At 75.0% G+C, this 18516-nt stretch carries 16 protein-coding genes; 7 read left to right on the top strand and 9 right to left on the bottom strand.

All coding sequences use genetic code 11. From position 1 onward, the window contains the following. Positions 1-105: 105 nt before the first annotated feature. The 3 genes from ACFVHV_RS38800 to ACFVHV_RS38790 all read right to left on the bottom strand — a co-directional run bounded on the left by ACFVHV_RS38800 (position 106) and on the right by ACFVHV_RS38790 (position 2650). Positions 106-780: a Crp/Fnr family transcriptional regulator gene (locus tag ACFVHV_RS38800; protein ID WP_030288117.1), complete on the bottom strand. Its 675-nt coding sequence runs from the start codon at positions 778-780 to the stop codon at positions 106-108. 322 nt (positions 781-1102) lie between these two features. After that, positions 1103-1720, bottom strand: a complete 618-nt coding sequence (locus ACFVHV_RS38795) for an RraA family protein (protein WP_380357890.1) — start codon at positions 1718-1720, stop codon at positions 1103-1105. 141 nt (positions 1721-1861) lie between these two features. After that, a complete protein-coding gene (locus tag ACFVHV_RS38790) occupies positions 1862-2650 on the bottom strand; it encodes an alpha/beta fold hydrolase (RefSeq protein ID WP_359901968.1) in 789 nt (262 codons plus the stop codon). A gap of 172 nt (positions 2651-2822) precedes the next feature. Between ACFVHV_RS38790 and ACFVHV_RS38785 the strand changes: the two genes are divergently transcribed. From ACFVHV_RS38785 to ACFVHV_RS38775, 3 genes are all read left to right on the top strand, one after another. Then, on the top strand, positions 2823-4550 hold the full coding sequence (locus tag ACFVHV_RS38785) for an FUSC family protein (RefSeq protein WP_380357887.1): 1728 nt from the start codon (positions 2823-2825) through the stop codon (positions 4548-4550). A gap of 42 nt (positions 4551-4592) precedes the next feature. Next, complete coding sequence (locus tag ACFVHV_RS38780; RefSeq protein WP_359901973.1) at positions 4593-5093, top strand: MarR family transcriptional regulator; 501 nt, start codon at positions 4593-4595, stop codon at positions 5091-5093. Between the two features lie 140 nt (positions 5094-5233). Then, complete coding sequence (locus ACFVHV_RS38775) at positions 5234-6520, top strand: histidine kinase (protein ID WP_359901976.1); 1287 nt, start codon at positions 5234-5236, stop codon at positions 6518-6520. 14 nt (positions 6521-6534) lie between these two features. Here ACFVHV_RS38775 and ACFVHV_RS38770 read toward each other — a convergent pair whose 3' ends face one another. Together ACFVHV_RS38770 and ACFVHV_RS38765 are read right to left on the bottom strand one after the other, a co-directional pair. After that, a complete protein-coding gene (locus ACFVHV_RS38770; RefSeq protein WP_380357884.1) occupies positions 6535-9063 on the bottom strand; it encodes an FtsX-like permease family protein in 2529 nt (842 codons plus the stop codon). A gap of 255 nt (positions 9064-9318) precedes the next feature. Next, on the bottom strand, positions 9319-9933 hold the full coding sequence (locus tag ACFVHV_RS38765; RefSeq protein ID WP_380357881.1) for a DNA-binding response regulator: 615 nt from the start codon (positions 9931-9933) through the stop codon (positions 9319-9321). 123 nt (positions 9934-10056) lie between these two features. Between ACFVHV_RS38765 and nth the strand changes: the two genes are divergently transcribed. The 4 genes from nth to ACFVHV_RS38745 all read left to right on the top strand — a co-directional run bounded on the left by nth (position 10057) and on the right by ACFVHV_RS38745 (position 13881). Then, a complete protein-coding gene (nth, locus tag ACFVHV_RS38760) occupies positions 10057-10935 on the top strand; it encodes an endonuclease III (protein ID WP_380357878.1) in 879 nt (292 codons plus the stop codon). Beyond that, positions 10932-11705 (top strand): CoA pyrophosphatase, encoded by a 774-nt coding sequence (locus ACFVHV_RS38755; protein WP_359901985.1) that lies wholly within the window; start codon positions 10932-10934, stop codon positions 11703-11705. The genes nth and ACFVHV_RS38755 overlap by 4 nt, the downstream gene beginning before the upstream one ends. Positions 11706-11751: 46 nt before the next feature. Next, positions 11752-12939: a MarP family serine protease gene (locus tag ACFVHV_RS38750; protein WP_359901988.1), complete on the top strand. Its 1188-nt coding sequence runs from the start codon at positions 11752-11754 to the stop codon at positions 12937-12939. A 240-nt stretch (positions 12940-13179) separates the two neighbouring features. Next, entirely contained in the window at positions 13180-13881 is a 702-nt protein-coding gene (locus ACFVHV_RS38745) for a metal-dependent hydrolase (protein ID WP_359901991.1), read from the top strand. 165 nt (positions 13882-14046) lie between these two features. On the opposite strand, the gene ACFVHV_RS38740 is transcribed toward ACFVHV_RS38745, so the two are convergent. The 4 genes from ACFVHV_RS38740 to nhaA all read right to left on the bottom strand — a co-directional run bounded on the left by ACFVHV_RS38740 (position 14047) and on the right by nhaA (position 17995). Next, positions 14047-14256, bottom strand: a complete 210-nt coding sequence (locus ACFVHV_RS38740) for a hypothetical protein (protein WP_359901994.1) — start codon at positions 14254-14256, stop codon at positions 14047-14049. Positions 14257-14470: 214 nt separating this feature from the next. Next, entirely contained in the window at positions 14471-15613 is a 1143-nt protein-coding gene (locus ACFVHV_RS38735) for an alpha/beta fold hydrolase (protein ID WP_380357873.1), read from the bottom strand. A gap of 154 nt (positions 15614-15767) precedes the next feature. Further along, positions 15768-16244: a phage holin family protein gene (locus ACFVHV_RS38730; RefSeq protein WP_359902000.1), complete on the bottom strand. Its 477-nt coding sequence runs from the start codon at positions 16242-16244 to the stop codon at positions 15768-15770. Between the two features lie 344 nt (positions 16245-16588). Further along, positions 16589-17995 (bottom strand): Na+/H+ antiporter NhaA, encoded by a 1407-nt coding sequence (gene nhaA, locus ACFVHV_RS38725; RefSeq protein ID WP_359902003.1) that lies wholly within the window; start codon positions 17993-17995, stop codon positions 16589-16591. Between the last annotated feature and the right edge of the window lie 521 nt (positions 17996-18516).

Below are 18516 nucleotides of genomic sequence, written 5' to 3'. Positions count from 1 at the left end.
GTAGTCAGCCCTGTCCCGGTGGACGGGGGGGGTGAGCGCGGAGGGGCCGGACCGGTGGTCCGGGGCCCCTCCGCGTTCGCGGGCGTCAGCGGCGTTTCGCCGGCGTCAGCGCGAGCGGCGCGACAGCCGCTCGACGTCCAGCAGCACCACCGCGCGGGCCTCCAGCTTCAGCCAGCCGCGGCCGGCGAAGTCGGCGAGCGCCTTGTTGACCGTCTCGCGGGAGGCGCCGACCAGCTGGGCCAGCTCCTCCTGGGTGAGGTCGTGGGCGACGTGGATGCCCTCCTCGGACTGCACGCCGAACCGGCGGGAGAGGTCCAGCAGGGCCTTGGCGACGCGGCCGGGCACGTCGGAGAAGACCAGGTCGGACATCACGTCGTTGGTGCGGCGCAGGCGGCGGGCGATGGCCCGCAGCAGCGCGATGGAGACCTCGGGGCGGGCGTGCAGCCAGGGCTGGAGGTCGCCGTGGCCGAGGCCCAGCAGCTTGACCTCGGTCAGCGCGCTGGCGGTCGCGGTGCGCGGGCCCGGGTCGAACAGCGACAGCTCGCCGATCATCTCGCTGGGGCCGAGCACGGCCAGCATGTTCTCGCGGCCGTCCGGCGAGGCTCGGTGCAGCTTGACCTTGCCCTCCGCCACGACGTACAGCCGGTCGCCCGGGTCGCCCTCGTGGAACAGCGACTCCCCACGGGCGAGGGTGACCTCGGTCATGGAAGCGCGCAGCTCGCCGGCCTGTTCGTCGTCGAGTGCCGCGAAGAGTGCGGCGCGCCGCAGAACGTCGTCCACGTGCTTCCTCCTTCTCGGCCGTACGGCGGGTGGGCCGTCCGGCGCAAGTTCCGTTCAGTGTTCTGCATCACCAAGCATGGCGCATGTCGCTCCGATCATATGAGGAGGGGGTGTGCCGAGGTGCGCCGTGCGGGGCCATTCGTACCGGTGGGTCACCGGCCGGACCCGGTGACGGGAGCCCGGGGAAGGCCACCGGTCGAACCTTTGTCCATTCGATTCGAACAGGGAAACGGCCCCTGCCGTGCGGGCGTGTCCCGCCGCCGGACCGCCCGGCTCCGGGGCCGGGCGGACCGGGGGGGCGGACCGTACCGGAGCCGGGCGATCAGCCGGTGAAGCCCAGCTCGGCGAGGGCCCGGTCGATCCGGGCGCGGTGCGCGGCCTCCCAGTCGTCCAGGGTCTCGGCCGCCTCATTGGCCAGCTTCGCCCGGGCCGCCTCCAGGACCCGCGCCCGCTCGGCGGCGGGCACCACCACGACGCCCTCCTCGTCGGCCACCACGATGTCGCCGGCCGCCACCGACACCCCGCCGCAGGTCACCGGGGCGCCGTGGGTGCCCAGCCGCTCCTTCGCCCCGGGGATCGGGATCACCCCGCGGGCGAAGACCGGGAAGGCCAGCTCCCGCACCTCGGCGAGGTCCCGGATCAGGCCGTCGGCCACGAAGGCCGCCACGCCCCGGCGCTGCGCCACCGCGCAGACGTTGCCGCCGGCCAGCGCGTGGTCCAGGTCGCCGGACTCCACCACGATCACCGAGCCGGGCCCGGCCCGGTGGATCGCCGCGTGCAGCATCAGGTTGTCGCCGGGCGGGCACCGCACGGTGAAGGCTGGCCCGGCCACCCGGGGCATGCCCGTCCACAGCGGTCGCAGGCCGGCGTCCATGACCTGGGCGCGGCCCAGGACGTCGGCCAGGGTGGTGGTGGGGATGTCCTTGAAGTCCTCGTCCATGCTTCCTCGTCCGTCGTTGGTTGTCCGTCGTTGATTGTCCGTCGGTGGTCGTCCGCCGGTGGTCGTCCGTCGGGTGGGTGCCCGCCGGAGAGACGACGCCGGTGATCGTCGGAAGACCAGGCGGTGCCCCCGGGCCGCGCGTCAGGCGTAGAACTTCAGCAGTTCCGGCGCCAGCACCTCGGCGGACACCTCGTGGGTCTGGCCGTCCAGCGTCCGGTACTCGGCGTCCGGCACGGCCGCCGCCACCGCGCGGGCCGGGGCCCGCAGCGTCTCCGGGCTGGCGCCGCCGTCCAGGACCAGGGTCGGCACGGCGATCGTGGCCAGCAGGTCGACCGGGACGACCGCGCCGGTCCGGTCGCCGAGCGCCGCCGCGTCGTACGCCAGGGTCGGTGCGACCGCCTCGAACAGCGGCCACACCGGCGCGCCGCGCATCCCGTCCACCATCTCCGCCGGCGTCCCGGCGTAGACCATGAGGGCCGCGACCGCGTCCCCGCGGCGCCCCTCGGCGAGCGCCGCCGTCAGCTCGGCGACGTACTGGCGGAAGCGCTCGCTCTGCGCCTCCCCGGTGCTGAACGGCGGCTCGTAGACGGCGAGTCGGGTGATGCCGGTGCCCGCGGCGGCGGCCCGCAGCGCGAGTGCGGCGCCGGAGGAGTGGGCGAGGACGTGGGCCGAGCCGCCCGCCGCCGCGATGACGGCGGCCAGGTCCTCGATCTCGCGCTCCACCGCGAAGGGCGGGGTGTCCCCGCTGTCGCCGCGACCGCGCCGGTCGTAGGTCCACACGGTGTGCCGCGCCGCCAGCTGTTCGGCGATCGAGGCGCTCGGCCCCATGCCGCGGTGGCACAGTGCGCCGTCGACCAGGACGACGGCGGGGCCGGTCCCGGTGACGGAGCAGGCGAGGACGGTGCCGTCGGTGGAGACCACGGTGTTCATGGGTGTTCCTTGCTGTCGTACGAGTCGGTCGTGGAGGTAGACCGGGGTTCGCCGCAGAACTCATCGCTCCGGCCGAAATTTTCTTCCGGAGCTTCCGGACCCTCCGGGCCTCTGTGGCGGGGTGTCCGGGCGTATATGTTTCACAGGTAAATTACCTGCTAACCTTTTTTGCATGGTCACAACCGCCCAGTTCCGCCAGGCACTTCGGGTCGGTCCGGCCGGGGACGGCTGGCACAAGCCCGCGCTCAGCGCCGTGGTCACCCTCGGCGCGCTCAACCTCACCCTGCTCGGCCTCGGCCGGCTCGACCTCGCCCTCTACACCTCGGCCGGCGGCCTGGGCGCGCTGTACGGACACGGCCTGCCCTACCGGGCCCGGGCCCGGACGCTGGCCGGCGTGCTGCTCGGCACCGTGCTCAGCACCGGCGCCTCCCTCACCGCCGCCGCACTGACCCGCGACGCCGCCGTCCTGGTCGCGGTGGCGGCGGTGCTCGCCGCCCTGCACAAGCTGCTCTGCGACGCCGCCCGGATCGGCCCGCCCGGCAGTCTGATCATCACTTTCACCTCCGCCAGCTGCGCCTTCCTCCCGCAACGGCTCGCCGAGGTCCCGCCGCACCTGGCGCTCACCGCGCTCGGCGCCGCGCTGGCCTGGGTGGTCTGCATGGCCCCGGCCCTGGTGCGCCCGTACGGGCCCGAGCGGATCGCCACCGCCCGCGCCCTGGAGGCCGCCGCCCGGCTGCTGCGGACCGGGCCCGGCCGGTCGGAGCCGGACGCCACCGCCCGAACCGCCCTGGTCGGAGCGGTCGAGGCGGCCTGGCAGAGTCTCGCGCTCTCCACCCCGTCCCGGCGGCGCGCCCTCGGCGACGCGCCCGAGCGGCTGCTGGTGCGCGCGGAGGCCGCACTGGCCGGACCGGCCCGGCCCGAGGACGCCGCGCGGTACCTCGACCTGGCCCGCGACCTGCGGCGCGGCCGCCCGCTGCCGTCGCTCGACCTCACCGAGGCGGAGGCGGCCGAGCCTTCCGTCCGCCGTCCCGGCCCCCGACCGCCGCTCCGGCGGGCGCTGCGGCCCGGCTCCGCGCTGCTGCCGATCGCGCTGCGGGTCGCCGTCGGCTGCGCCGCTGCCGGGTGGATCTCGCTGGCGCTCGGCGTCGGCCGGCCGTACTGGGCGGTGGTCACCGCGGCCTCGGTGTTCCAGGCGAACAGCACGCTGTCCTGGCAGCGCGCACTGCAGCGGGTGCTGGGCAACCTGCTCGGCCTGCTGCTGTTCACCGCCGCGCTGCCCGTCGCGCGCACCGGCCCGGTGGCGCTGATCGGACTCGGGCTGGTCTGCCAGTTCGGGGCGGAGGCGACGATCGCCCGCAGCTACTGGCTGGCGACGGTCTTCGTGACCCCGATGGCGCTGCTGATGACGGAGTTCGCGGGCCCGCAGCCGGCCGGGGCGCTGATCGCCGACCGCTGGCTGGACACCTGCGTCGGGGCGCTCGCCGGCCTCGCGGCCTGCCTGCTGGTCACCAACCGCCGTACCGCCGCCCGGCTGACCCGCGCGCTCGCCGGAGCGGAAGCGGCCGGCCACCGGGCGTCGGCCGCCGTCCGCGCCGCCTCGCCCGCCTCGTCCGCCCTGTCCGTCGCGGACGTGAGCACCCCGGACGCCCTCGCCGCCCGTACCGGCCTCGCCGCGGCCCTGCTGGAGCTGCGCGAGGCCACCGACACCGCCGCCGGCGAGTGGCGCCGACCCGCCATCCCGCACCAGCGCGCCACCGCCACCGAGCGGCAGGCCCACCACCTGCTGGCCGCGCTGCTGGAACACCGCGGCCACGACGGCCCGTCCGATCCCGGCCCGGCGCTGCCGGACACGGCCCGGGCCGCGACGGGCACGGCCGGGGCCGCGACCGGCACGCCCTAGGATCGAAGCCGAACGGCAGGCCGCAGAACGGGAGCAGCACACGTGGAGGACGTCGTCGCAGGTGTGCTGCGCCAGTGGGAGCGGGCCTACCCGGGGCTGGACACCGGTCCGATCGCCGTCCTCGGCCGGATCAACCGCTGCGCCGCGCTGCTCCAGCAGACCCCCGACCCGCTCACCCGGGCCGGCCTCACCCGCGCCGAGTTCGACATCCTCGGCGCCCTGCTCCGCCTCGACCGCGAGCTGACCCCCACCCAGCTGGCCCGGGAGAGCTTCGCCTCCGGGGCCGCCGTCACCAAGCGCCTGCGGCTGCTGGAGGAGCGCGGCCTGGTCAGCCGCCGCACCGACGACCGGGACCGCCGGGTCGCCCACCTCGCGCTCACCGAGGAGGGCCGGACGCTGGTGGACGGTCTGATCCAGGAGCTCGTCGCCTACGACCGCGCCCTGCTGGCCGGACTCACCCCCGCCGAGCAGGACCGGCTCGCCGAGGCCCTCAGCGGCCTGCTGAACAGCCTTGAGGGGACGATCGGCCGCACCCCGGCCTGAGCCGGCGAACCGTGGCGGAGCGTCAACGGTGCTGCTCCGGCGGGAAACTATGCTCGGGGTGCGGGCGTACGGGGGCGCCGGGTGCGCGGCGGGCTCCCGCTGGGCGCGCGGTGTGTCGAGCCGTCTACCGGGAGTTCCCCTTGGGCCACAGCGCGGACCGAACCGACGCCGATCGCTCCCGTCCGAAGCACCCCGGCGGCTTCGGGCGCTTCGGCGGCTCCGGCGGCTCCGGTGACCCGCTCGCGCGGCTCACCCGGGGCATCGTGGTCATGGTCGCCGTCGGCTTCTGCGCCGCCTCGGTGGTGGCCACGGTCCGCAACCACGACGGCCTGGCCTACCAACTGCCCGCCGTCGCGCTGCTGCTGGTCCTGCTCGCCCTGCAGATCGGGCACGCCGGTCCGTGGCGTCTGGCGCGGCGCTGGTGGCCGTGGAGCCTGGTCGTCCACGGGGTGCTCACCTACCTTCCGTTCCTGTTCTTCGACGGGGCGTGGGTCGGCATCCCCGGGTCGTTCGCCGGTTCGGTGCTGCTGACCGTCGCGCTGCCGCGTTCCTGGGTGCTGTTCGTCGCACTGGTGGCCGCCCAGTACCCGCTCTGCGCGGCGCTGGGCGGGAACCCCGGCCAGTGCGTCAATGCGTCGGTGTCCACCGCCGTGGGCGGCATCGTGGTCTACGGCGTGGCCCGACTCGCCGACCTGACAGCCGAGTTGAGGGCGGCCCGGACCGAGCTGGCCGAGCTCGCGGTGGACCGGGAGCGGCTGCGTTTCGCGCGCGACCTGCACGACCTGCTCGGCTCCAGCCTCTCGGTGGCGGCGCTGAAGTGCCAGCTCGCCGAACGGCTGGCCGCGGACGAGCCGGAACGCGCCCGCGCGGAGATCGCCGAAGTGCTGGCACTGGTGCGGCAGGCGATGGCGGACACCCGCCGGCTCCCCAGCGGCGACCTCGGGATGTCCCTGGCGCGGGAGGCGCGTTCGGCGGTCTCGGCGCTGCGGGCGGCCGGGATCGGGGTCGAGGCCGAACTGGACTGCGAGGGGCTGCGGCCCGAACTCGACGCGGTGCTGGCCACCGTGCTGCGCGAGGCGGTCACCAACCTGCTGCGGCACAGCGCGGCCCGGCGCTGCGGGATCCGGGCCGGCCGGGACGAGCTCGGCACGGTGCGCCTGGTGGTCTCCAACGACGGCGTGCCGCGCGAACCGGGCGGCGCTCCGGGTGAGCCGGGCGGTGCTCCGGCATGCGAACCGGGCGGCGCTCCGTGCGAGGAGGGCGGCGGGCCCGGGTCGGAGGGTGGCGGCCACGGCATCGGGAACCTCACCGAGCGGCTGCGGGCCGTCGGCGGCCGGCTGACCGCCGAGCGGGACGGAGCGGGCTGGTTCCACCTCACGGCCGTCGTCGAGGCCGAGCCCGCCCGGGAGGCGGCCCGGGCCGCCTGACCGGGCCCGGGCCGCTACTCGCGCATCCCCATCGTCTCGACCGGCTTCCGGCGCAGCGCCAGCCGGGTGGTCAGCAGGACGGTGCCCATCCCCAGCAGTGCCGCCCCGCCCAGCACCGCGGCCACCCAACTCCCGGGCGGCGCGGGCCAGGCCGTCCCGGTGAGCGCCAGGCTGACCGGGACCAGGACGGCGGCGGTGACCGCCGCACCGAGGGCGAGAGCCACCGCGACCGTGATCCCGCCCTCCCAGGCCGCCATCCGCAGCACCTGCGGCCGCGTGGTGCCCACCAGCCGCAGCAGCGCGAACTCGCGCCGCCGCTCGCCGGTGGCCATCACCAGGGTGTTGACCACGGCGATCGCGGTGAACAGGCCGATCATGCCGAGCAGCAGCCGTCCGACCGCCGTGGCGGACTCCTGCCGCTGTCTGCGGGCCGCGTCGTACTCGGCCCGGTCGCCGACCCGGGCCATCGGGTAGGCCGCGGTGAGGTCGTGGAGCTCCCGGCCGACCTGCCGGGGGTCGGTTCCGGGGGCGGTACGGACCAGGACGGTCGGCGTGAGTGGGTCCGGGGCGTGGGCGGCGGCGAAGGGGGCGGGCAGCAGGGCGTCCGCGAACCGGACGTCGCGGTCGTACACGGCGGCCACCGTCGCGGTGCTGCCGGTGCCGTCCGGCCATTCGATCCGGACGGTGGTGCCGACGCCGGCCTTGAGCGCGGCGGCCGTCCGCTGCCCCAGCGCGATGTCCGCGTCGCGCAGCCCGTCCAGCGAGCCGGCCGTCACCCCGGGGTCGACCAGCTCCGCCAGCCCCTGCGGCTCGACGATCCGGGCGTTCAGCCCGTACTGGTCGACGTCCCCGGCGGAGACCCGGACGGTCGTGGAGACCGTGCCGTCGGCCGCCGCGACGCCCGGCAACCGCCGTACCGCGGCGGTGAATTCCGGCGGCAGGCCGATGCCGACGGCCTGGACCACGTGGTCGGCCAGCAGCCGTCGGCCGTCCTCGGCCGCGGTGGCCCGGGCCTTGACCACCGGGACGAACAGCACCGTGCCGGTGAAGGCCACCGCCAGCACCAGCGGGGTGACGGCGGCGGCGAAGCGGCGCGGCTGGGCCCGCAGCGCGGCCGAGGCGAGGAAGCCGGCCGCCGGGAAGAGCCGGCCCACCGGCCCGCCGATCGCCACGCTCGCGACCCGGCCGATCAGCGGTCCGAGCAGGGCCACCCCGAGCAGCAGCACCAGCACCATGCTCTCGGCCGTCCCCGCCCCGCGGTGGTCGTCGGTCGAGTCGGCCAGCACCGCGCCGGACCCGGCGAGCGTCACGAGTCCGAGCCCGGTCCGGATCCAACCGATGCCGGGCGGCGGCGCCGAGGCGTCGCGCAGCGCCCGGGTGGGCTCGACCCGGGAGGCCCGGCGCGCGGCGGCCGCGACGGCCAGCTGCGCGGTGACGACGACGCCGCCGAGGACGATCAGCGGGGCGGTCGGCCCGATGTGCAGCGGCACGTCCGAGCCGACCACCCCGCGGTCGACCAGTTCGCCCCGCAGCAGCGCGGCGAGGCCGGTCCCGGCGGGGAGGCCGACGACCGCGGCCGCGAGGGTCAGCACCAGCGTCTCCAGGGCGATCATCCGCCGCACCTGTCCGGTGGTGGCGCCGACCGCCCGCAGCAGGGCCATTTCGCGCAGCCGCTGCTGGACGGAGAGCGCGAGCGCCCCCGCGACCACGAAGGCCGCGACGAACAGCGACAGCACGCCCGTCGTCCCGGCCAGCGAGGAGAGGCCGTCGCCGGGCCCGGGAGCGCCGGAGAACTCCAGCTCGCCCCGCTCGTCGCCGGTGTGCACCCGGGGCCCGGACCAGTCCGGCACGCCGGCGCGGTCCCGTGCCGCGGAGAGTACCCGCCGGGCCTGCTCGGCCGGTGCCCGCAGGTCGGTCCCCTCCCGCACGGTGAGCCCGATCGCGTCCGCGCCGGCCGCCGTCCCGGCGAGCCGGGCGGCCTGCCCGGGGCTGAGGAAGAGCGCGCTCTGACGGGCCAACTCCTGTGGTGCCGCGGCCAGTCCGGCCACGGTGTAGCCGCGCGGCGCCTCGGTGGTGGCCAGCCGTACGGTGCCGCCGACCGTGACCCCGGCGCGGGCGGCCGTCGCGGTGTCGAGGACCACCTCGTCCGGCCCGGTCGGGGCGCGGCCGGCGGTCAGCCGGAACGGGGTGAGGGCGGCGCTCGTCCAGGAGTGCCCGAGCGAGGGGCCGCCCTGCGGTCCGGTGAGGACCTGCCCGGAGGCGGTGACCACGGCCGCCGGGAAGGAGACCTCCGGGACTGCGGCCGTGACGCCGGGCAGCCGGGCGAGTTCCGCGGTCAGCGGTCCGGCGTCCGGGATGCGAGTGCCGTCGCCGACCACCACCGGGGCCCCGGCCCAGCGCTCGGTGGGGGTGCCCGCGCGCAGGGCGGACTCCAGCAGGACCCCGCAGGCGACGGTCAGGACCAGGGCGCAGACGAGCGCGGTGAAGGCGCCGGCGAAGCCCGCCTTCCGGGCCCGCACCGTTCGCCAGGCCAGCTTCAACACGCGGCTCGACCTCCCGGTGGTTCGCCCTCGATGACATCGCGAGCGTAGTTCCGGGGGCATCGGCCGGATTTCGGTTCGTCGACGAATGGAGGCCTCGTTGAGACGGTCCGTGCGCCTTCCACGGGCAGATCCATGCGAAACGCACGGTCCGTCGAACCGGCGGGGCCGTACCGCCCGGGTGTCGGGGTGTCGGGGTGCCGGTCGCCGAAGCCGGGGCGCGGGGCGCGGGGCGCGTGGCGCGGAGAGTGCCGGGGGCTACGCCGTCGGCAGCCAGCCCATCTCCTCGGCGATCCGGATCGCGTCGACCCGGCCGCGGCCCCCGGTCTTGGCCACCGCGGCGGCCAGGTGGTTGCGCGCGGTGCCCGTGGAGATGAACAGCCGGCCGGCGATCTCGGTGGCGGAGTCCCCCTGCGCCGCGAGCCGCAGGACCTCCGACTCCCGGGGCGTCAGCGGGTTCTCCCGGGTGTCCAGGGCGGCCAGCGCCAGCTCCGGGTCGACGACGCGCTCGCCGGCGGCCACCTTGCGGATCGCCGCCGCCAACTCCTGCGCCGGGGCGTCCTTCCCGAGGAAGCCGAGCGCGCGGGCGGAGAACGCGGCGCGCAGGTTGGCGGGTCGCACCAGCCCGGTGAGGACCAGCGTCCGGCACCCGGGGAGCTTCTCGTGCAGTTCGGCCGCCGCCCGCAGCCCGTCCAGTCCGGGCAGGTCGATGTCGAGCACCGCGACGTCCGGGCGCACCTCCAGGGCGGTCGGCACCACCAGGTCCCCGCGCTCCACGTCGGCGACGACCTCCAGGTCCTCCTCGTACGCGAGGAGGGCCACCAGCGCGCCGCGCACCATGCTCATGTCCTCTGCCAGCAGGACCCTGATCATCCGTACTCTCCCCCTGTCAGGTGACGGCCACGGGCGGACTTCATTAGACAACAGGCCTTGCCAGGACCGGTTTCCGTGCTTGATCGGCCGCGAGCGGTCCGCCGGTCGGCGTAGCCTTCGTGCATGGCAGAGAGCAAGGTCCGGAAGGCCGCGGCGCAGGAGCCGGTGGCGAAGAAGGCGGCGGTGAAGCCGAGGAAGCCGGAATCGCGCCTGGCGATGGTGCGGCGGGCCCGGCGGATCAACCGCGAGCTGGCGGAGCTGTACCCGTACGCGCATCCGGAGCTGGACTTCGAGAACCCGTTCCAACTGCTGGTGGCCACCGTGCTGTCGGCGCAGACCACCGACCTCCGGGTGAACCAGACCACCCCGGCGCTGTTCGCGAAGTACCCGACGCCGGAGGACATGGCGGCGGCGAACCCGGAGGAGCTGGAGGAGATCATCCGCCCGACCGGCTTCTTCCGGAACAAGGCGAAGTCGCTCCTGGGCCTCTCGATAGCGCTGCGCGACGAGTTCGGCGGCGAGGTCCCCGGCCGGCTGGCCGACCTGGTGACCCTGCCCGGCGTCGGCCGCAAGACCGCCAACGTCGTCCTCGGCAACGCCTTCGGGGTCCCCGGCATCACGGTGGACACCCACTTCGGGCGGCTGGTCCGGCGGTTCGGCTGGACCACCGAGGAGGACCCGGTGAAGGTCGAGGCGGCCGTCGCCGAGATCTTCCCGAAGTCGGAGTGGACGATGCTCTCGCACCGGGTGGTCTTCCACGGCCGCCGGATCTGCCACTCCCAGAAGCCCGCCTGCGGCGCCTGCCCGATCGCGCCGCTCTGCCCCTCCTACGGCGAGGGGGAGACCGACCCGGAGAAGGCACGCAAGCTGTTGAAGTACGAGATGGGCGGTCGGCCCGGGCAGCGGCTGCGGCCGCCGGCCGACTTCCCCGGCGAGGCGGCCGCCCGCGCGGACGCCGCCGGCCACCACGGGCACGTCGCGGACCTGGCGGTGGACGCATGAGCGGGCGGTGGGGCCACCCCGGGCCGGAGGCCGGGGGAGTCGCGCGGGGCATCGAGCCGGACGGGCTGCCGAGCTGGCTGGAGCCGGTCCGGGAGGCGGCCGAGCGGGTGCTGCCGGAGCAGCTGAGCCGTTTCCTGCCACCGGCCGAGGGCGGCCGGCCGGCGGCCGTGCTGATGCTGTTCGGCGAGGGACCGGAGGGTCCGGACCTGCTGCTGATCGAGCGCGCCCGCTCGTTGCGCTCGCACGCCGGCCAGCCGTCCTTCCCCGGCGGCGTGCTGGACCCGGAGGACGGTGACCCGAACGGCCCGGGCCCGATCGCGGCGGCGCTGCGCGAAGCCTGGGAGGAGACCGGCCTGGACCCGGCCGGGGTGCAGGTGTTCGCGGAGCTGCCCCGGCTGTACATCCCGGTGAGCAGCTTCGTGGTGACCCCGGTGCTCGGCTGGTGGCGCGAGGAGACGCCGGTGCGCCCGGTGGACGCGGCCGAGACCGGCGCGGTGTTCCGGGTCACGATCACGGAGCTGGCCGACCCGGCGAACCGGGTGCGGCTGCGCCACCCGTCGGGGCACATCGGGCCGGCCTTCGCGGTCGCCGGCCGGCTGGTCTGGGGCTTCACCGCCGGGGTGATCGACCGGGTGCTGCACCACGGCGGCCTGGAACTGCCCTGGGACCCGTCCCGGATCGTCGACCTCTCGGACGACGCGCTGGCCCTGGTCCAGGGAGACCTCGAACACTCCCGGGTGCTGCCGGGCGGCGACGCCGACGCTTCGTGACCGGACGTCGGCGCGTGCGGCGCGCGGACCGTGGGAGGGTGTCCGAGTGAACGTCCTGGATGTGCTGCTGATCGCCGCGGCCGTGGCATTCGCCGTGTCGGGCTATCGGCAGGGCTTCGTGGTCGGCGTGCTCTCGTTGGTCGGCTTCCTCGGCGGCGGCCTGCTCGCCGTCGAGCTGCTGCCGCTGCTGGTGCTCGACCACATCGGCCCGGGCACCACGGCCTCGGTGGTGGCCGTCGTGGTGGTGATCGTCCTCGCCGCGATCGGCCAGGCGATCACCGCGCACTTCGGCTGGAAGCTGCGCGGACACATCGGGCGCCGCCCGGCCCGGGTGCTGGACGCGAGCGGCGGCGCGGTGGTGAACGTCGTCTCGATGCTGCTGGTGGCCTGGCTGATCGGTTCGGCGCTGGCCGGGGCGTCGTTGCCGACGGTCTCCAAGCAGGTGCGCTCCTCGGCGGTCCTCGGCGGGGTGCAGAACGCGCTGCCCGGCGACGCGCCGAACTGGTTCTCGGACTTCTCCAAGGTGCTCGCCCGCAACGGCTTCCCGCAGGTCTTCAACCCCTTCGAGCACGAGCCGATCACCCAGGTCGACACCCCCGACCCCGCGCTGGCCAACAGCCCGGCGGTGACGCGGGCCCGGCAGAGCCTGGTCAAGGTGGTCGGCACGGCGACCTCCTGCGGCAAGACCCTGGAGGGCAGCGGCTTCGTCTTCGCCCCGCACCGGGTGATGACCAACGCCCACGTGGTCGGCGGGGTCAACGAGCCGACCGTGCAGATCGGCGGGGTCGGCCAGCTGTACGACGCGACGGTGGTCCGCTACGACTGGCAGCGCGACATCGCCGTCCTGGACGTGCCCAAGCTGAACGCGCCCGCACTGGCCTTCGCCGGCGAGGCGAAGACCAACGACAGCGCGATCGTGGCGGGCTTCCCGGAGAACGGGGCCTTCAACGTCCAGCCGGCCCGCATCCGCGGCCGGATCCAGGCCAACGGCCCGGACATCTACCACCGCGGCCAGGTGGTCCGCGACGTCTACTCGGTGCGCTCGGTGGTCCGGCAGGGCAACAGCGGCGGGCCGCTGCTCACCCCGGACGGCGAGGTGTACGGCGTGGTCTTCGCCAAGTCGCTGGACAGCGCGGACACCGGCTACGTGCTGACCGCGGCCGAGGTGCGCGAGGACGTCGAGCAGGGCGGCGCCGCGACCGGCCGGGCGGACACCCAGGGGTGCGCGCTCTGACGGGTGCCGGCGGGGGCAGGCGGGTGCCGGCGGGGCAGGGCCGGGGTTGGGGTGGGGTGGGATTGGGTTGGGGCTGGGGTCGGGCCGGGGCCGGGCTGTGGCCGGGAAGGGCGCGCCGGGCCGGTCCGTCCGATATCCGTCGCCCCGTCAGGCAGCCCTGGTAGCCTCGGCCGCGCTCACCCGTTCGGCTCAACCGGGCGCCGTCCCGGCGTGGGCCCGACGAGAGGTCGTGGCAGTCCGATGATGGGTCACTCGCACGCGGTGAGCGGGGCGATGCTGTACGCGGCCTCGGCTCCCTTCCTGCCCCCGCTGCTCCTGCACACCACCCTGCAGCCGGCGGACATACTGATGGGCACGGTGCTGTGCGCGGGCGCGGCCCTGCTGCCGGACCTCGACCACCACGACGGCTCGATCGCCAACTTCCTCGGCCCCGTCTCCAAGGTGCTCTGCCGCTTCGTGGCGTGGATCTCCGGCGGCCACCGGCACGCCACCCACTCGCTGCTGTTCGTCGCGCTGATGGGCGCCGGCACCTGGGCCGGGGTCACCTACCTGGGGCGCAACTTCACCCTCGGACTGACCTTCTTCCTGCTGGCGCTCGCGATCCGGGCCCTGCGGCTCTGCCCGCCGGGCGACGGACCGGAGGCCTGGATCACCGTCATCGGCCTGGCCGCGCTCGGCACCTTCGGGATGAACACCTGGATGCCCAACTCGCCCGGCTGGCTGCCGTACGCGGTGGCGCTGGGCACGCTGGCGCACCTGCTCGGCGACTGCCTGACCAAGAAGGGCGCACCGCTGCTCTGGCCGCACAAGGAGCGCTACGAGGTCGTGCTGATCAAGCGCAGCGGCAACAGCGTCGAGACCAAGGTGCTGGTGCCGATCATGTCGGTGGCGACCTTCGTCCTGCTCTGGTTCACCGCGCTGTCGCCGACGATCGTGAACTGAACGGGCCGTGCCGGTCGGCCGGCACCGGGCGCATCGGTGCTCGGTGCGCCGGCACCCGGCGTACCGGTGCTCGGCGTACTGGTGCTCGGTGCGCCGGTGCCCGCTGTGCCGGTGCCCGCTGTGCCGGTGCCCGCTGTGCCGGGCGATGAGATGCGGCGCGGGGCCTCAGGTCTCGCGCCGCAGCCGTGCGCCCACCCAGCGGGCGCGCCGGCCGAGGATGCGGGGGATGCCGAGCTGCCGCCGCTCCGTGCGCCGGCGGCCGTCGGGGCCGTCGAAGCCGAGGTCGTCCGCCCGGTCGGGCCGGTGGGCGGAGCGCTGGGGGCTGTTGTGACGTCGGCCGCGCGGGGCGCCGCCGCTTTCGGGCATCCAACTCATACCGGAATGGATGCCCCTGGGCCGGTGGAGGTAACCGCCCGGGCCTCGCCGAAATTGGCCTATGCGGTTGTCATATGAGCGTCAACATAAGGGAGTTGGGCCCGAGAGCCCTTCCGGTCGCCCGAGCGTCCGACCGCACGTACGGCCGCTTCCGGCCGCGTACGGGATCCCCGGCTCCGCGTGGCCGTGCGGTTGCGTCCGGCCGCTTCCGGGGTCACTCCTTGTGGCGGCCGACCCAGTCCAGCAGCTCGGCGGTGAACTCCTCCGGCGCCTCCTCGTGCGGGAAGTGCCCGACGTCCGGCAGCAGCCGCCAGCGGTACGGCGCCGCCACGTACTCGCCGCCGCCGAGCGCGGTGTGCGACAGCAGCACCGGGTCCGCGGCGCCCTGGACGTGCAGGGTCGGCGCGGTGATCGGCTTCTTCATCCGCCGGGCGAACTGGATGCCGTCCGGCCGGGCCAAGGAGCGCAGCAGCCAGCGGTACGGCTCGATCGAGCAGTGCGCCGTGCTGGGGATCTGGATCGCCTGCCGGTACGCGTGCAGCGCGGCCTCGTCCAGGCCGTTCGGACCGGTCCAGGAGGTCAGGTAGCGGCCGACCTGCTCGGCGTCGTCGGCGACCAGGCGGCGCTCCGGTATCCACGGCCGCTGGAAGCCCAGCACGTGCTCGAAGGCGGCGAACTGCCGGCGGTCGGTCAGCAGCGCCCGGCGCAGGTCCCGCGGGTGCGCGGCGGAGACCACGGTGAGGCTCTGGATGACGGACGGCCGCATCACGGCCGCCACCCACGCCAGGGTGCCGCCGGAGGCGTGCCCGACCAGGTGCGCCCGGCGCTCGCCGAGCGAGCGGATCACCCCGGTGATGTCCAGGGCGAGGTTGCCCGGGTCGTACCCGCGCGGGGTGCGGTCGCTGCCGCCGATGCCGCGCAGGTCGAGCGCCACCGCCCGGTAGCCGGCCTCGGCGAGCGCGGTCAGCTGGTGGCGCCAGGCCCACCAGTACTCGGGCCAGCCGTGCACCAGCAGCACCAGCGGGCCGGAGCCCAGCTCGGCGATGTGGAAGCGGGCGCCGTTGGCCGCGAGGTCGCGGTGCGTCCACGGGCCGGCCTGCCGGATGCTCCAGGCCTCCGCGTCGCCCGCGGCCGGGGCCCCGGAGGAGGCCGCCGCGAAGGCTTCCCGACCGGTCTCCCGCTCAGGCTTTCGCCCAGGCTTCCGCCCAGGCTTCCGCGCGGGTGCCGGGCCGGTGCCCCCGGGGGCGGCGCCGGGGTCTTCGGGACCGGCGGGGCCTTCGGGGGTGAGTCCGGCGCCGGAGTCGGGGCCGGATTCGGCGGACGGCTGCGCGGGCACGGGCTTCTGGTCAAGCGGCATACCGAGAGCGTGTCACATCCCGGCGCCGGACACGTGCCCGGCACTCGTGGTCGGCGGGTTCGGAGCCCGCCCGGGCGGGCCCTCCCCGCTCACGGCGCGGCGCCGTCCCCGCCCGCCCGGGCCGGTCACCGGCGCCCCGCCGACACCGGGTCGGTTACGGGATGCGGCCGAAGGCCCGGTCGATCTCCTCCTGGGTGGCCGGCCGCGGCCGGGCGTTCTTCAGCACGTCGGCGGTCTTCTGGGCGCCCTCGATGGTGCGCACCGGCTTCTCGATCTTCTTGAACGACCGCCAGGCCAGCATCCCGAGCAGCACCGCGAGCAGCAGGTAGGCGCCCGCCACGACCAGGAAGGACCAGCCCAGCGACAGGCCCAGCGCGTGGATGCCGAAGGCCGCCGCGGCGCTCAGCATCGGGATGGAGAACAGCGCCACCACACCGGCGACGATCAGCGAGACGCCGCCGGAGACGCCGCGCTTGACGTCCGCCCGGATCTCGGCCTTGGCGAGCGCGATCTCGTCGTGGACCAGCGCGGACAGGTCGGCGGTGGCCGCCGCGAACAGCTGCCCCACCGAACGCTCGCCCTCGTAGGGCACCCGGCCGTTGCTGGACGGGTCTGCGGCTCCTGCGGGCATCAGCGGTTCTCCTCTGCGGCTGTGCGGCGTGACGCCGCCGCGGGTGTGCGGTTCCGGGGCCGGCGGGGGGTCCGGAGGCGTCTGTGGGTTGTCGACAGCTCAGAATCATGCCCCTACCGGTCAGTCGGACACCACTCCGGGGCCCCGCCGGAGGGATGTGTCCCGGCGGCGGGGGTGCTCCGGGCGCCTCCGCCGGGGCCTGCCGGAGGTCGTGGTCCCCGGTCCTCGGGTGCCTCGGTCGGGCCCGCCGGACCGTTCCCCCGCCCCGGTCCTCCGGGTGCCGGCCGAAGGGCCTTCCGGGGTCCCGGCCGGGAGGCCTCGGGCGGGGCTTCAGCCGGGGCGTCTCAGCCGGTGTGGCCGGGCCGGCCCTGGTGGCCGGGGCCGGGGTCGCCTTCCTCACCGGTCGCCGGGCGGGGCGACTCGCCGACCCTGGCCTGCCAGGCCGGGTCGTCCTCCTGGTAGATGTCGGGGATGCCGTCCCCGTCCACGTCCCGGTCCTCCTCCTCGCACAGCTCGCGGTAGTGCCGGTTGCGCAGTTTCAGCAGGACCGTGGCGACGACCGCGGCGAGCACCGAGCCCACCAGCACCGCCGTCTTGGCCCGGGCGGCGAGCGCAGGGTCGTCCGGGAAGGCCAGCTCGCTGATCAGCAGCGAGACGGTGAAACCTATGCCCGCGAGCACCGAGACCGCGACCATGTCGGCCCACTTGAGCCGCGGGTTCAGCTCGGCCCTGGTGAACCGGGCGGTCAGCCAGGCCCCGCCGAACACGCCCACCGACTTGCCGACCAGCAGGCCGATCACGATGCCCAACGGGGCGGCCTGGGTGAACACCTCGCGCAGCTTCGGGCCGGAGACGGCCACCCCGGCCGAGAACAGCGCGAACAGCGGGACGGCGAGGCCGGCCGAGAGCGGGCGGACCAGGTGCTCGATGTGCTCGCCGGGGGAGTGCTGCTCGTCGCCCTCCCGGTGGCAGCGCAGCATCAGACCCATGGCGACGCCCGCCACCGTGGCGTGGATGCCGCTCTCGTGCATCAACGCCCAGGTCACGAAGGCCAGCGGCACGAAGAGGTACCAGCCGTGGACGCCGCGCCGGTGCAGGAACCAGAACAGCGCCAGCCCGACGAAGGCGAGGCCGAGCGCCCAGAACTTGATGCCGTGGCTGTAGAAGATCGCGATGATCAGGATCGCGATCAGGTCGTCGACCACCGCCAGGGTGAGCAGGAAGGCGCGCAGCGGGGACGGCAGGTGGCTGCCGACCACGGCCAGCACCCCGAGTGCGAAGGCGATGTCGGTGGCGGTCGGGATCGCCCAGCCACTGGGATGCCCGCCGCTGCCGGAGTTCACCAGGGCGAAGAGGATCGCGGGCAGTGCCACCCCGCAGACGGCGGCGACCACGGGCAGCAGCGCGGCACTGGGCGTGCGCAGCTCACCCGCGACGAACTCGCGTTTGAGTTCGATCCCGGCGACGAAGAAGAAGATCGCCAGCAGGCCGTCCTTGGCCCAGGTGGCCAGGGAGAGGTTCAGGTGCAGCGGGGCGGAGGGGCCGACGGTGTAGTCGAGCACGCTCTGGTAGGCCTGCGGCCAGGCGTTGGCCCAGATCAGTGCGACGACGGCGGCACCCAGCAGCAGCATGCCGCCGACCGTCTCGGTGCGCAGGGCGTCGGTGATGAAGGTGCGCTCGGGCAGTGACAGCCGGCCGAGGAACTGCCGGCGGCGGGTCGTCGGCTCATGAACGGGCGGCTGGTCGGTCACGCGGGACCTCCTGGGGCTGGGAGCGGCAAATGGATGCACGTGTGGTGCAGTTGCCGACCAGACTTCCCGGCGCGCCCTGTGACGCCCGCGACTCCCGTCAAGGGATCTTGATGCGTCCTTAATAGTCTAGCGGGACGTTTGGGTGACATCCGGATTGTCCTAACAAAGGACTTAATCCCTGCGGGCTGGTTTCGCACTCCGGAGGAGCAGCGGCCCGTACGCGGAACGGCGGCCGCGTACGCGGAGCGGCGGCTTGTACTCGGAAGGGCGGCCTGTACTCGAGCGGCGGCCGCGTGCCCGACGGGCGGCCCCGTGCTCGAACGGCGGCTCGGCACCGGACGGCGGCAGGGCCGCTGGGAGAAGGTGGGATGCCCGGATGGCCCCGCTGTCCGAACGGGTGACTGACGGGACGACTGTGCCCCGGGCGGTGATCACCGCCCGCGGCCCACTCCTCGACTCAGTGGCGCACCGCCGTTGCCGCCGCCCTGGGCGAACCCGATGTCGAGGGCGCAACACATGAC

The organism is Kitasatospora sp. NPDC127116, assembly GCF_042677365.1.
Taxonomy (GTDB): domain Bacteria; phylum Actinomycetota; class Actinomycetes; order Streptomycetales; family Streptomycetaceae; genus Kitasatospora; species Kitasatospora lactacystinica.
This window is presented reverse-complemented; position numbering and strand designations above follow the sequence as displayed.

What these genes read in the sequence shown, in the direction of transcription:
- ACFVHV_RS38735 (WP_380357873.1), bottom strand. Translation starts at nt 15,613, where the DNA reads ATGCCGCTTGACCAGAAGCCCGTGCCCGCGCAGCCGTCCGCCGAATCC.
- ACFVHV_RS38755 (WP_359901985.1), top strand. Translation starts at nt 10,932, where the DNA reads ATGAGCGGGCGGTGGGGCCACCCCGGGCCGGAGGCCGGGGGAGTCGCG.
- ACFVHV_RS38740 (WP_359901994.1), bottom strand. Translation starts at nt 14,256, where the DNA reads ATGAGTTGGATGCCCGAAAGCGGCGGCGCCCCGCGCGGCCGACGTCAC.
- ACFVHV_RS38785 (WP_380357887.1), top strand. Translation starts at nt 2,823, where the DNA reads ATGGTCACAACCGCCCAGTTCCGCCAGGCACTTCGGGTCGGTCCGGCC.
- ACFVHV_RS38765 (WP_380357881.1), bottom strand. Translation starts at nt 9,933, where the DNA reads ATGATCAGGGTCCTGCTGGCAGAGGACATGAGCATGGTGCGCGGCGCG.
- ACFVHV_RS38730 (WP_359902000.1), bottom strand. Translation starts at nt 16,244, where the DNA reads ATGCCCGCAGGAGCCGCAGACCCGTCCAGCAACGGCCGGGTGCCCTAC.
- ACFVHV_RS38790 (WP_359901968.1), bottom strand. Translation starts at nt 2,650, where the DNA reads ATGAACACCGTGGTCTCCACCGACGGCACCGTCCTCGCCTGCTCCGTC.
- ACFVHV_RS38795 (WP_380357890.1), bottom strand. Translation starts at nt 1,720, where the DNA reads ATGGACGAGGACTTCAAGGACATCCCCACCACCACCCTGGCCGACGTC.
- ACFVHV_RS38745 (WP_359901991.1), top strand. Translation starts at nt 13,180, where the DNA reads ATGATGGGTCACTCGCACGCGGTGAGCGGGGCGATGCTGTACGCGGCC.
- nth (WP_380357878.1), top strand. Translation starts at nt 10,057, where the DNA reads ATGGCAGAGAGCAAGGTCCGGAAGGCCGCGGCGCAGGAGCCGGTGGCG.